Source organism: Trinickia sp. (assembly GCF_057351765.1).
Map to the genome: position 1 here is coordinate 76,096 of NZ_JBMRBK010000020.1, position 13,031 is coordinate 89,126.

At 62.8% G+C, this 13,031-nt stretch carries 14 protein-coding genes, 1 tRNA gene and 1 riboswitch; of the genes, 11 read left to right on the forward strand and 4 right to left on the reverse strand.

From position 1 onward, the window contains the following. Positions 1–62 precede the first annotated feature (62 nt). Both nrdR and glyA read right to left on the reverse strand, forming a co-directional pair. Positions 63–542, reverse strand: coding sequence for a transcriptional regulator NrdR (nrdR, locus tag ACO1XS_RS03775; protein ID WP_486390039.1), 480 nt, complete (start codon positions 540–542; stop codon positions 63–65). A gap of 6 nt (positions 543–548) precedes the next feature. Next, positions 549–1,796, reverse strand: coding sequence for a serine hydroxymethyltransferase (glyA, locus tag ACO1XS_RS03780; RefSeq protein ID WP_331567894.1), 1,248 nt, complete (start codon positions 1,794–1,796; stop codon positions 549–551). Positions 1,797–1,967: 171 nt separating this feature from the next. Continuing rightward, positions 1,968–2,067, reverse strand: a riboswitch (ZMP/ZTP riboswitch). A 302-nt stretch (positions 2,068–2,369) separates the two neighbouring features. On the opposite strand from glyA, the gene ACO1XS_RS03785 reads away from it, so the two are divergent. The 9 genes from ACO1XS_RS03785 to ACO1XS_RS03825 all read left to right on the forward strand — a co-directional run bounded on the left by ACO1XS_RS03785 (position 2,370) and on the right by ACO1XS_RS03825 (position 8,856). Beyond that, positions 2,370–3,116, forward strand: a complete 747-nt coding sequence (locus ACO1XS_RS03785) for an SDR family NAD(P)-dependent oxidoreductase (RefSeq protein ID WP_331567895.1) — start codon at positions 2,370–2,372, stop codon at positions 3,114–3,116. A gap of 125 nt (positions 3,117–3,241) precedes the next feature. Beyond that, positions 3,242–3,712 (forward strand): tol-pal system-associated acyl-CoA thioesterase, encoded by a 471-nt coding sequence (gene ybgC / locus ACO1XS_RS03790; protein WP_331567896.1) that lies wholly within the window; start codon positions 3,242–3,244, stop codon positions 3,710–3,712. Between the two features lie 158 nt (positions 3,713–3,870). After that, the gene (gene tolQ, locus ACO1XS_RS03795; RefSeq protein ID WP_173256280.1) at positions 3,871–4,548 is read left to right on the forward strand and encodes a protein TolQ; all 678 of its coding nucleotides are present in this window, start codon (positions 3,871–3,873) and stop codon (positions 4,546–4,548) included. 10 nt (positions 4,549–4,558) lie between these two features. After that, a complete protein-coding gene (gene tolR, locus ACO1XS_RS03800; protein WP_331567897.1) occupies positions 4,559–5,008 on the forward strand; it encodes a protein TolR in 450 nt (149 codons plus the stop codon). Next, positions 5,005–6,003: a cell envelope integrity protein TolA gene (gene tolA / locus ACO1XS_RS03805; protein ID WP_331567898.1), complete on the forward strand. Its 999-nt coding sequence runs from the start codon at positions 5,005–5,007 to the stop codon at positions 6,001–6,003. The genes tolR and tolA overlap by 4 nt, the downstream gene beginning before the upstream one ends. Before the next feature lie 109 nt (positions 6,004–6,112). Continuing rightward, entirely contained in the window at positions 6,113–7,405 is a 1,293-nt protein-coding gene (gene tolB, locus ACO1XS_RS03810) for a Tol-Pal system beta propeller repeat protein TolB (RefSeq protein ID WP_331567899.1), read from the forward strand. Positions 7,406–7,424: 19 nt separating this feature from the next. After that, on the forward strand, positions 7,425–7,928 hold the full coding sequence (gene pal / locus ACO1XS_RS03815) for a peptidoglycan-associated lipoprotein Pal (RefSeq protein ID WP_331567900.1): 504 nt from the start codon (positions 7,425–7,427) through the stop codon (positions 7,926–7,928). Positions 7,929–7,946: 18 nt separating this feature from the next. Then, the gene (gene ybgF, locus ACO1XS_RS03820) at positions 7,947–8,696 is read left to right on the forward strand and encodes a tol-pal system protein YbgF (protein ID WP_331567901.1); all 750 of its coding nucleotides are present in this window, start codon (positions 7,947–7,949) and stop codon (positions 8,694–8,696) included. 84 nt (positions 8,697–8,780) lie between these two features. Continuing rightward, a tRNA-Lys gene (locus tag ACO1XS_RS03825) sits at positions 8,781–8,856 on the forward strand. Between the two features lie 77 nt (positions 8,857–8,933). On the opposite strand, the gene ACO1XS_RS03830 is transcribed toward ACO1XS_RS03825, so the two are convergent. Then, positions 8,934–9,206: a hypothetical protein gene (locus tag ACO1XS_RS03830; protein ID WP_486390040.1), complete on the reverse strand. Its 273-nt coding sequence runs from the start codon at positions 9,204–9,206 to the stop codon at positions 8,934–8,936. A 788-nt stretch (positions 9,207–9,994) separates the two neighbouring features. Further along, positions 9,995–10,258, reverse strand: a complete 264-nt coding sequence (locus ACO1XS_RS03835; RefSeq protein WP_414720182.1) for an SDR family oxidoreductase — start codon at positions 10,256–10,258, stop codon at positions 9,995–9,997. Between the two features lie 238 nt (positions 10,259–10,496). On the opposite strand from ACO1XS_RS03835, the gene ACO1XS_RS03840 reads away from it, so the two are divergent. Both ACO1XS_RS03840 and ACO1XS_RS03845 read left to right on the forward strand, forming a co-directional pair. Continuing rightward, entirely contained in the window at positions 10,497–11,129 is a 633-nt protein-coding gene (locus ACO1XS_RS03840; protein WP_331567903.1) for a LysE family transporter, read from the forward strand. A 15-nt stretch (positions 11,130–11,144) separates the two neighbouring features. Further along, positions 11,145–13,031 (forward strand): non-ribosomal peptide synthetase, encoded by a 1,887-nt coding sequence (locus ACO1XS_RS03845; protein ID WP_486390041.1) that lies wholly within the window; start codon positions 11,145–11,147, stop codon positions 13,029–13,031.

Here is a 13,031-nt window from a genome sequence, read left to right on the forward strand (position 1 = left end):
GCCGACAATGGCGCGTCACGTCAATATGCAAGGGAAGGAAAACGATGAAACGACGAGACCGATCAACGCTTGCGCGACGGTTTGGCGGGAGCGGCGCGACGAAACTCTTCGATGACGTCCTCGAATTCGGATACATCCTCGAAGCGCCGGTAGACCGATGCAAAGCGAACGTAAGCGATGGTATCGAGCTGACGCAGCTCGTTCATCACGAGCTCGCCAAGGCGCTCGCTGCGCACTTCGCGTTCGCCGCTGCCCAGCAATTGATACTCGATGCGGGCAACCGCCGCGTCGATCGCGTCCGCCGCAACGGGGCGCTTTCTAAGCGCCAGTTGCATGCTCGCGACGATCTTGCGGCGATCGAATTCGGTGCGGCTGCCATTCTTTTTCACCACCGCCGGCAACATGAGCTCGACTCGCTCGTACGTCGTGAAACGCTTGTCGCAGGCCGGACACCGGCGGGGGCGCCGAATCGCGGCGCCGTCCTCGGATACGCGCGAATCGACGACCTGGGTATCCTCGTGCCGGCAAAAGGGGCAGCGCATGGTGGCTCAGCGATAAACCGGGAAGCGCTTGGTGAGTTCGGCAACCTGCGCGCGCACGCGCTCGATCGTCCCCGCGTCTTCCGGGTTCTCGAGCACGTCGGCAATCAGATTCCCCACTTGCTCCGCTTCTTGCGCACCGAAGCCACGCGTCGTCATGGCGGGCGAACCGAGGCGGATCCCGCTCGTGACGAACGGCTTTTCCGGATCGTTCGGAATCGCGTTCTTGTTGACGGTGATATGCGCCGCGCCCAGCGCGGCTTCGGCCGCCTTGCCGGTGATGTTCTTCGCGCGCAGGTCGACCAGCATCACGTGGCTTTCCGTACGGCCCGACACGATGCGCAAGCCGCGCTTGACGAGCGTCTCGGCCAGCACGCGCGCATTATCGACCACGCGCTGCTGGTAGGCCTTGAACTCAGGCGAGAGCGCCTCCTTGAATGCGACAGCCTTCGCGGCGATCACATGCATGAGCGGGCCGCCCTGAATGCCGGGGAAGATGGCCGAATTGATCTGCTTCTCGTATTCGGCCTTCATCAGGATCACGCCGCCGCGCGGGCCGCGCAGGCTCTTGTGGGTCGTCGTCGTGACGAAATCGGCATGGGGAACCGGATTGGGATACACACCGGCGGCGATGAGCCCCGCATAGTGCGCCATATCCACCATCAAATACGCGCCGACCGATTTCGCGATCTTCGCGAGGCGCTCGAAGTCGATCTTCAGCGCGAACGCCGATGCGCCCGCAACGATCAGCTTCGGCTTGTGCTCCTCGGCAAGCTTGGCCGCGGCGTCGTAGTCGATGTCTTCCGCCTCGTTCAAGCCGTAGCTGACCACATTGAACCATTTGCCGGACATGTTGACCGGCGAGCCATGCGTCAGGTGACCGCCTTCGGCGAGGCTCATGCCCATGATCGTATCGCCCGGCTTGAGCATCGCGAAAAAGACACCCTGATTCGCCTGCGAGCCGGAGTTCGGCTGCACGTTCGCGGCCTCGGCGCCGAAGATCGCCTTCACGCGCTCGATGGCCAGCCGCTCGACGATGTCGACGTATTCGCAGCCACCGTAATAGCGCTTGCCCGGATAGCCTTCGGCGTATTTGTTGGTGAGCTGCGAGCCCTGGGCGGCCATCACGGCCGGGCTCGTGTAGTTTTCCGATGCGATCAGTTCGATGTGTTCTTCCTGACGGCGGTTTTCCTGTTCGATCGCTTGCCAGATCTCGGGATCGATGGCGGCAATGGTGCTTTGGGCTCTGTCAAACATACGGATTCCGTTGAAGGTTTACAGGTTGGCCGAAATGCGCGGAATGCATACGAACGTACGCTTGCACTGGATGGCGGAGGGGCCGGCACTGGCGTGGCGGAAAATTCGAATGATCGAAGCTCCGTTGCACCCGCGGGGCAACCGCCGCTGCGCAAGCGAACGCGCGCGGTTTTCGGCTGCCCAGGCGAACGGCAAAACGGCACCTTGCGCTTCACGGTGGGTCGCTCCACCTTGACCCCGGAGGGTGCTATCGCCAGTTACGCAAGGGTTGAGCGCGTTAGTGTACTGGCAGCGCAACCAATAGGCAATTGGCCGGCCACAGTGCCAGCACGGCCGCATCGCGGCGGGCTTGCGCGTACCGCTTACCGCGCCAACCCGCCCGCGAAAGGTACCCGGAGCCCTCGGCGCGCGCCCGCCACTCCACCGAAAGCATTTCGAAAGAATTGGAAGCCTTCATACCGCGACCGGGATACGGCGGGTATCATCGGCCCGTTCCGTTTTTCGCCTTCGGTAGTTCTTGCTTATGCCGGCAAGGCCATGAGGCCTGCCGGGTTCGACCAGCCAGGAGCAGCAATGATCGTTTTAGTCACGGGCGCATCCGCCGGCTTCGGCGCCGCCATCGCTCGCAGTTTCGTCAATGGCGGCCACCGCGTGATCGCCACCGCTCGCCGCCTCGATCGCCTGGAGGCGCTCGCCGAGGAGCTTGGACCGGCACTTTTGCCGCTCGAGCTCGACGTGTGCGACCGCGCCGCCGTACAAGCGTTGCCGGGGCGGCTGCCCGAGGCGTTCGCGTCCGTGGACGTGCTCGTCAACAATGCGGGGCTCGCCCTTGGACTGGAACCCGCACAGCGGGCCGATCTCGACGATTGGTCCCGGATGATCGAGACGAACTGCACCGGCCTCGCCGCCGTCACGCATGCTCTGCTGCCAGGAATGGTCGAGCGCAATCGCGGCCATATATTCAACCTCGGCTCGACGGCGGGCAGCTACCCGTATTCGGGCGGCAACGTCTACGGGGCAACGAAGGCTTTCGTGCACCAGTTCAGCCTGAATCTGCGCGCCGACCTCTCGGGTACGGCCGTACGCGTCACCTGCGTGGAGCCGGGGCTCTGCGGCGGCACGGAGTTTTCGAACGTGCGTTTCAAGGGAGACGACACCAAGGCAGCCGGCCTCTACCGCGGTGTAACGCCGCTTTCGCCGCAAGACATCGCCGATTCGATCTACTGGATCGCCACGCTGCCCGCCCACATGAACGTCAATACGATCGAGCTGATGCCGGTGGCGCAATCGTTCGCGGGCTTGTCGATCCATCGTGGCTGAAACCGCTCGGCAACGCCCGCGCTCCGAGCGCGTAGGCATGGCCGGACGACCGTATCCGGTGCCCTGCGTCCCGCGCTCGACATGTAATTTCGAGATGGTCGTACGGGTTCCGGTAAAATGCGCCCATGAATATGCCTAGCAGTCGCCCAGCAACGGGCCGCGGCTTTTTATGGCCGCTGCGCGTGTATTACGAAGATACGGATGCGGGCGGCATCGTCTTTTACGCGAACTACCTTAAGTTCTTCGAGCGCGCGAGAACCGAATGGCTCCGCGCGTGCGGCATCGAACAAGGCCGCCTCGACCGGGAGATCGGGATCGTCTTCGTCGTACGCGGCACGGCGCTCGACTATCGAGCGCCCGCGCGTCTGGACGATCTGCTGACGATCGAGAGCCACATCGAGCGGCTTGGTCGCGCGAGTGTCGATTTCGTGCAACACGCGTGGTGCGACGATCGCCTGCTTGCCACCGGCGAGATTCGCGTCGCCTGCGTCGAGCGCGCCACGTTCAAACCCGCGCCCATTCCACCCGACGTGCTCGCAGCGCTGCGGCGAGGCCCCGGCGTCGTGCACGCCGGAATGTCAACGGCCGATGCATGAACACCGTTGAGAGTTCGTCAGTGGCCTTGTATTGTCCGCATCGTTACCCATTGGAGCCCGGCTGCGCGTGCCGCCGAGCTTTCAGGTTGCCGACTGGGACCGCTTCGGCGGCTTACCGCCCGTGACGGCCGCCCTTCGGATGCAAAAGCAAAATATCTATGAACAACGCACAAGATCTGTCGATTATTTCTCTTGTCCTCAACGCGAGCGTCCTCGCGCAGGCCGTCATGGGGCTCTTGCTGCTGCTGTCCCTGATGTCCTGGACGTTTATCTTCCGCAAGTGGTTTGCCATTCGGCGCGCCCGCGCGCAAACTGAACAGTTCGAACGCGACTTCTGGTCGGGCGGCGATCTGCAAGCGCTCTATCAGAGCGCGGCAAACAACCGCCATACGATCGGCGCGCTCGAGAGAATTTTCGAATCGGGCATGCGTGAATTCTTGAAAGGCAAGGAAAAGCGCCTGAACGATCCCGGCGCAATCCTGGATGGCGCGAGGCGTGCCATGCGCGCAGCGTTTCAGCGTGAAATGGACGCACTCGAAGCCAATCTCGCGTTCTTGGCATCGGTCGGCTCGGTGAGCCCATATATCGGCTTGTTCGGTACCGTATGGGGGATCATGAACGCCTTCCGCGGTCTCGCGAACGTGCAACAGGCAACGCTCGCAAACGTCGCGCCGGGGATCGCCGAGGCGCTGACGGCGACGGCGATCGGCCTTTTCGCCGCTATCCCGGCCGTGGTGGCATACAACCGTTACGCGCACGACATCGATCGCCTCGCGATCCGCTTCGAAACGTTCATCGAAGAATTCTCGAATATCTTGCAGCGCCAGGCGCATTAAGGAGCACGCGATGGCCGGCTCGACCAATCGTTCGTCCATGCGCGGCAGCCGCTCCCGCCGCGCGATGTCTGACATCAACGTCGTCCCTTACATCGACGTGATGCTCGTGCTGCTCGTGATCTTCATGGTCACGGCGCCGCTCGTCGCACCGTCGATCGTCAATCTGCCCACGGTGGGCGGTGCCGCACCGCAACAACAAACACCGCCCGTCGTGGTGAATATCGGCGCGGACGGCAAGATGAGCGTTCGTTACAAGGACGACGCGGGCGCGACGCAACAGGAACAGATGACCCGTGCGGAGCTGACCGGCTTCGTGACCGAGCGCGAAACCTCGCACCCCGATCAGCCGGTGGTCATTGCCGCTGACAAGACGGTCAAGTACGAAGCCGTGATGCAGGTCATGTCGGATTTGAAGGCGCGCGGCGTCAAGCGCGTTGGGCTGCTCGTTAAATCGCAATGAAACCCGGCAAGTCGGATTCTTTCCCCCCGCAACCGCCCCGCGAACGCGGGACGACGCGCGCGTTCACGCTCGCGCTCTTGATGCACGTGTTGCTCGGGTTGTTCCTCTATCACGGCATTCATTGGCAAAACAGCACGCCTGCGGGGGCTGAAGCCGAGTTGTGGACCGATATTCCGCAGCAGCAGACGCCGCCCCCGCCGGCCCCGCCCGTGCGTGTAGCGCCGCCTGCTCCGCCGGTCCCGGACGAGCAGGCCGACATCGCGCTGCAGCAGAAAAAACGCCAGCAGCAGGAAGCCGCCGCGCGAGCGGCGTTGCTCGAGCAGCAGGAACGTCAGCGGCAACTCGCCGAGCAAGAGGCACAGGCGAAACGGCAGCGCGAGCTCCAGCAGCAGGCCGAGCTGGCCGCGCAAAAGGCCGCGGCCGACAAACTCAAAAAGCAGCAGGCAGAGAAGCTTCGCCAGCAGCAATTGGCCGAGCAGCAAAAGCAGGAGCAACAAAAGCAACAGAAGGAAGAGGAACTCAAGCAGCAGCAGCTCGACGCGCAAAAGAAGGCGGAGGCCGAGAAAGCGGCGAAGGCCAAGGCCCTGGCGCAGCAGCAGGCGAAACAAAAACAGCAGCTCGACCAGGAGCGCCGCGCGCGGCTCGCGCAGTTGCAAGGCCTCGCCGGTGAAAGCTCGAGCGGCAACGGGCTCGCCAAGGGCGGCACCGGAACGGGCTCGGGCGGCACAGCCGCCTCGCCCGGATACGCGGACAAAGTGCGCAGGCGCGTGGCGCCGAACGTTCATTGGCCGCCGGACAACTCGCTCGAAACCCTGATCGCCGTGCGTTGCGCGCCGACGGGCACCCTGCTGTCGGCAACGATCCAGCACAGCAGCGGCAACCCGGCATTCGACGACGCCGCACTGCGTGCGGTACGGGAGTCCGATCCAATGCCGCTCGATACCAATGGGCAGGCGCCGGCGAGCTTTTCCATCAAGGTAAGGCCACCGCAATAACGAACGCCGCGGGGTGGCAAAGTCGGTGCGATGGACCGGAAGCGGGAACGAAAGATGCACTCGACGGTCTCTTTGCAGTTGTGACAACTTGTTTTTTGGGATTTCTCGCATGAGTTTGATGACGAAGCTAGGCTTGAAGACATGGGTGGCGTCGTGCCTGATCGCTGCATGTGGTGCCGCGAACGCGGAGCTGACCGTCGTCGTGACGGGCACCGGTTCGGCGCAACTTCCGATCGCAACGGCGAATTTCGCGAATGAAACCAGCGCACCGCAGCAGATCAGCGCGATCGTGCGCGAGGATCTGAAACGCAGCGGCAAGTTCACGAATATCGATGCGGGCAGCGCCCCCGTCTCCGAGACCGATTCGGTCGATCTTGGCGGTTGGAAGGCAAAAGGCGCCGATGCGTTCGTCGCGGGCAGCGTGACGCGCGCCGCGAACGGCACGTATGAAGTGCGTTTCAAGCTGTACGACACGGCCAAGCAGCAAAACCTCGGCGGCCTGTCGCTGACCACCCCGGAAAGCGGTCTGCGCATGACTGCGCACAAGATCGCCGATTACATCTATCAGAAGCTGCTCGGCACGCGCGGCGTCTTTGCGACGCGGCTTTCCTATGTCGTCAAGAGCGGCAACCGCTACTTGTTGCAGGTCTCGGATTCCGACGGTCAAGACGTGCATGTCGCGCTGTCGAGCCCTGAACCGATCATCTCGCCGGCGTGGTCGCCTGACGGCACGAAGGTGGCCTACGTATCGTTCGAAAAGCGCAAGCCGATCGTGTATGTCCACGATTTGCCGACGGGCAGGCGCGTCATCATCTCGGACCAGAAGGGCAACAACAGTGCGCCCGCGTGGTCGCCGGACGGCCGCACGCTGGCGGTCGCGCTCTCGCGAACCGGCAACACGCAGATCTTCGCAGTCAACGCGGACGGCAGCGGCTTGCGGCGCCTTTCGCAGAGCGGCTCGATCGATACCGAACCGGCCTACTCGCCCGATGGGCAATGGATCTACTTCACGAGCGACCGAGGCGGCCAGCCGCAGATCTACCGGATGCCCGCGCAAGGCGAGCAAGCGGGCGCGGCGCAGCGCGTGACTTTTACGGGTAGTTACAACACAAGCCCGCGTGTGAGTCCGGACGGCAAGCAACTCGCGTATATTTCGCGCGTCGGCGGTGCATTCAAGCTCTACGTGCAGGATTTGCAAAGCGGCGTGGCAACGGCGCTTACCGATACGACACATGACGAATCGCCGAGCTTCGCGGCGAACGGTCAGTACATCCTTTACGCCACTCAGGTGAACGGCCGTGGCGTGCTGGCCGCAGTTTCGACGGACGGTCGGACGCGGCAAATCCTGTCCGTTCCGGGCGGCAGCGTACGCGAGCCGTCCTGGGGTCCGTTTATGCAATGACACACAAGGAGAGTAAGAAATGATGTCGAAACTTCGTATGGTGTTTGCAGCGTTGCTCGTGGGCGCGTTGGCAGCCTGCCATTCGGGTGTGAAGCTCAATGACAAGGGAGCCAATGGCACGGTCGGTCAACAGCCGAATCCGAACGCAGTGGCGCCCGTCACCGTCGACGAGCTCAACAATCCGAACAGCCCGCTCGCCAAACGTAGCGTGTACTTCGACTTCGACAGCTATTCGGTCAAGGACGAATATCAATCGCTGCTGCAGGCCCATGCGCAATACATGAAGAGCCACCCGGACCGCCACATTCTGATTCAGGGCAACACTGACGAGCGCGGCACGAGCGAATACAACCTCGCGCTGGGTCAAAAGCGTGCCGAAGCCGTGCGCAGCGCGCTGCGCACGCTCGGCGTGCCCGATTCGCAAATGGAAGCCGTGAGCCTGGGCAAGGAAAAGCCCTTGGCTAGCGGTCATGACGAGGCGTCGTGGGCGCAAAACCGCCGCGCGGACATCCTCTATCAATAACCGTAACAGGCGACGTATATGAAGCACCGTTTTTCCTGGCTGCGCGGCGTCGCAGCCGTCGGCATGGCTGCCTCGGCGCTTGTCGCGCTGCCTGCTCACGCCGGCATATTCGACGACGACCAGGCTCGTCAGGCGATTCTCGACTTGCGCAGCAAGACCGATAATCTCTCGAGCCAGTTGTCGGCGGCCCAGCGGGCGCTCCTCGACCAGTCCAATCGCATCGATCAGCTCAATCAGCAGGTCGCGACGTTGCGCGGGCAAAACGAGGACATGGCCAACCAGCTGACCACCCTGCAAAAGCAGCAAAAGGATTACTACACCGATCTCGACGGTCGGCTCAAGAAGTTCGAGCCGCAGCAGCAGACTGTCGATGGTGTGCAGGGCACGGTGGAGCCGGGCGAAACGGATGCTTTCAACAAGGCGTCGCAAGAATTCCGGGCGGGCGACTTCAAGACGGCCGCGGCATCGTTTCGCGATTTCATCGCGAAGTACCCGCAAAGCCCCTATCAGCCGACGGCGCAGTACTGGCTCGGCAATGCGCTTTATGCGCAGCGGGACTACAAAGGTTCGACCGCGGTCTGGCAAAACATCGTCAAGAACTACCCGCAGCATCCGCGCGCGCCCGAGGCGTTGCTGGCAATCGCGAACAATCAGCTGGAACAAGGTCAGAAGGCGCAGGCCCGAAAGACGTTGCAGCAGATCGTGTCGCAGTATGCCGGCTCGGAAGTCGCGCAATCGGCGCAGACCAAGCTGGGGCAGATCAAGTAAGGAGGCGGGTCGGGCGGCACGGCAAGACGGCGCGAGCCCAAGCTTGACGATCCGCCCTCCCCCCTCTATAATTTTTCGTCTTTCGGGTCGTTAGCTCAGCTGGTAGAGCAGCGGACTTTTAATCCGTTGGTCACTGGTTCGAATCCAGTACGGCCTACCAAGAAAATCAAAGGGCTGCGCGTTGCGCGGCCCTTTCCGCATCTGAGCCATCGGCAACCGCCAAACGTCCGGCCCCGGCTACTGACTCGAACGGCGAGCGATTCGCCACACGACCGAGCCTCCCCATACGATCAACGCGGCGACAACGAAGCTGGCAACCAACAAAACGCCAGCAACGACATCCTCGTGGCCCTCGACTCCCACCGCGCCGAACATGCGAAACAGCGGATCGAGTACAGCGTAGCCCCGTTCACTGTGTAGCCACCCGGGGATAGCACCGATTCGCGTTAGAGCGAGAAACACCGGCAGCGTTAGCACGACGGCCAGCAGCGCGCTCAGCAATCGCCTCATCGCACCTCCACCGTTCCTTAGTACTTGATGTTCGTGCCCGGAATCACGTTCGTCTCTTGCGCCAGGAGGAATTGGCGCAGCTTGCGTTAAGCGCAAAAACGCAACTGGCTGGCATGACGCGGCCCTCTTTTGTCTTATGAATTATAGGGGACGGCGCCGACTGCGCTCCGAGTCCGACCCAGTCTGTCGTCAGGGACGGCGAGTAAGCACGGCAGCCTCCCACCAGCGTTTTCGCAGCGGCTGCCCCTGCTTCGCAGCTGCGGGGTAAGGGAATCACGAAGAATGTGACGATGCGCCTACCGAAACATCAGCGAGGGTATCGATCATGTCCATGTCCACTCCTCCGGTTGGAGGTCCGCCGCCCGCCAGCGACAACGGCAATGTCGACAACGCGGAGCAGACCAGCGACGCCAAGGAAGGCGAACCTACTGCAGCCCCAGAAGCATCCGGCACGGTAGGCGGTCTTCCCAAGCGCAGCCCGTTCGCCTCGGGCGCCCAGCATGCACACACGCGCCAATTCAATTCCACGGCTCCAAGTTTGGAACCCACCTCGACGGCCGTACCGCGCACAGATCGCCCGCCACTGAGCCGGCCAGCACCGCGAGATCTACGCGCGGCCTTCGGGCGCAAACCACCGGAATCACCGGCCGACGAGGCGACGACACCCGACCCGACGGAAACGTAGGCACCGAAGCAAACAGATGCGGTAACAACGAACCGCAGCGTTGGCATACAGGCCCCGCTCCCGTTAGCGCCCAATTCAACCGGGGCCAAACCGCGCCTACCGCCTACCGCCGTCGGCCCGCAGCCATGAGCTGCTTGCCCATCATCCCCTGCGAATCGTCGGAAACGACAAACACCGCAACGCCACGGATATCGTCAGGCCGGCCGGTACGTCCCAGCGGCGTCCGGCTGGCCGCGTGAGCCTCCCTATCCGATCGACGACACCCGCTCCGGGTGCCTTCGTCACGACAACGCCCGAAAGAGCCGAATTGGCCAGCACGCAAAATTGCGGATCGACCATTCGAAGCTGCATGTTTAAAAAAATTCACCGACAACGAAAGTGTTTGATTTTCGCTTCATTGCATTCCGCCATTGATAGCATTGTCGTCTGAGTTGCCGGACCACTCGGACAAGTCCGCGAACTGGCTTTTGCGATCCGAACAGAGGCCAGCGTCAGAAACTCCTTTCCATAAGCGTTGAAACGCGCGCGCACGCCCCCGCGACGGTTCGTCACGCATGTGGCGTTCGACGGCATCAGCGCTCGCCTATTTCTCGAAAACTGCCACCATGAAAATCGATACCTGGATTACCTGTTTTCTCGCCTCCTGGATCTTCTCGCTATCCCCGGGTTCGGGTTCCGTGTTTTCAATGACCAACGGACTGAATTATGGATTCAAGCGTGGATACTTCGGCGTCGTCGGTCTGGTACTCGGCCTCTGGTCGGTATTTTTCGCGGTAGTGGTTGGACTCGGTGCGGTGATTCAGGCCTCGCCGATAACGTTTAATATCATCAAGTGGGCTGGCGTAGCCTACCTCTTTCACCTCGGATTCGGCCAGTGGCGCGCCAAGGGCGCGCCGATCCATGTTTCGCGCTCCGACACGGCCAAGATCGGCGTCCTCAAGCTCATCGGCAAAGGCATCGCACTGAACTCGGTGAACCCGAAGGGTTACCTCTTCATGCTGGCGGTCATTCCGCAGTTCATCGACTCGAACGCCCCGCTGACATCGCAGTACATCGCTATCGCCCTGACCTTCGCGTTCACCGACCTCGTGGTGATGGCCGGCTATACGGGCCTTGCCTCGAAAGCACTCGTCTATCTGAAAACAGAGAAGCACATCGCAATGCTGAACAAGACCTTCGGTTCGTTGTTCATGCTGGCGGCGATCGTGCTGGCGACGTTCCAGCGCGTCGTCCACTGAGCCATGAACCAGTCCATGAACCGTGATCCCGGTCAGCATACGTCCGACCTGTCAGGAGGGCCTGCGGTGCACGAACTGGTACGCCGGAGCTGCGCACGATACGCCGATCGGGTCGCCATCGAGGAACTCGGGCAGGCCGTCCGTTACGCCGAGCTGGCGCAACGGATCGAAGCGATGCGCTTGCGCTTGGCTCAGATCGTCGCGCCCGGCAGCGTCGTCGCCGTCGTGGGTCATCGGAGCGTCGAGACCATCGTGGCGGCTTTAGCCGTCTGGTCGCTTGGCTGCGTGCTGATGAACGTGGACGACGGCTTGCCGGAGGAACGCCAACACCTGATGTTCCGCAGCGTCCCGCCTGCCGCAACGCTGCGCTGCGGCGCGACGACGCAAGTCGAACTGGCCCAGGCGTCACCGGCCCGCTTCGCGCCCGTCGACATCGACCACGCCTACATCGCGTTCACCTCGGGATCGACCGGGCGCCCCAAGGCGATCCTGGGCAGTCACCAGGGTATGTCTCACTTCGTGCAGTGGCAAAGCCGCGAGTTCGGCATCGGCCCGCACGACCGCTTCGCACATCTGACCAACCTGTCATTCGATGTCTGGCTACGAGACGCCTTTACGCCGCTAGCCAGCGGCGCAACTTTATGCGTTCCCGACTATCGCCATCTCGGCGCGCGCGATCTCTTCGATTTTCTCGAGGCGCACGCCATCACCGCCATGCACGTCGTACCATCGGTCGCCAATCACTGGATCAACAGCGCGCCCGCGCGCCCGGCCATCGCCACGATGCGGCTGGCGTTCTTTGCCGGCGAACCGCTGGAGGGCGTGCTCGTGCGGCGATGGCAAGCGCGCTTTCCATCGTGCGAAGTGATCAACCTCTACGGCCCCACGGAAACCACGCTCGCAAAGCATTTCAAACGCGTGCCTTCACAACCGCTCGATGGCGTTCAGCCCGTGGGCCATCCGATTCCCGGATCGACAACGCATATCCTCGATGAGCAGTTGCGCCCCTGCGCCGAGGGCGTCGTGGGCGAAATCTGCATCGAGACGCGCTGGCGTTCGCACGGGTATCTAGATGAGGCGGGCCTGCGCGCGCCGTTCGTGGCCTTTCAGCCACCAGATGGCCCGACCCGCAGCGTCTATCGCACTGGCGATCTCGGCCTGCGCAGCGCCAGTGGTGAAATCGAAATCCGCGGCCGTCTCGACGATCAAGTCAAGATCAATGGCGTGCGCATCGAACTGCTGGAAGTGAAGTCCGCAATCGCCTCGTTTGCGGGCGTTCGCGACGTCTTTGTCTGCGCGACGGGGGCAGGCTACCAACGTAGCCTCGTGGCTGTCATCGAGGCTGCGCGGGACATCGGCGCGCCGCTGTCGGTGCATCTTCGCCGACTCCTGCCAGCCGCGATGGTGCCCTCGCGGATCCTGACGCTCCCCGCGTTGCCCCGATTGCCCAACGGCAAACTCGACAGAACCGAGTTGTCCCGTCTCGCCGCGGCAAGCCCTCCGGCGACCCTGCCGACGGCGGCGTCGCTTCGCTTGGGCGGCGCGACGGCGACGGAGCGGCTCGAGTCGCTATGGAGAGCCGTGCTGCGATCCGACTCGGTCGATCCGCATCGCAACTTCTTCGAGTCGGGCGGCACATCGTTGACGATCGTCGAATTGCACGCCCGCCTCGAGGAGACGTTTCGGATTCGGCTTCCGATCGTGCGGCTCTTCGAGCACGTCACACTCGCCTCGCAAGCCGCGATGCTGGCTGGCGACGCGGGCTCCGGTAGGGCCGCGGCGCCACGAGCGCCTACCGCATCGCACGGCGTGCGCACGCGCATCCTGGACGCGCGACGTCGCAGCCCCCGACCAACGCAATCTCACTGGAGCGAGCGTCAGAACCCGGACGCTCAGGCTTGA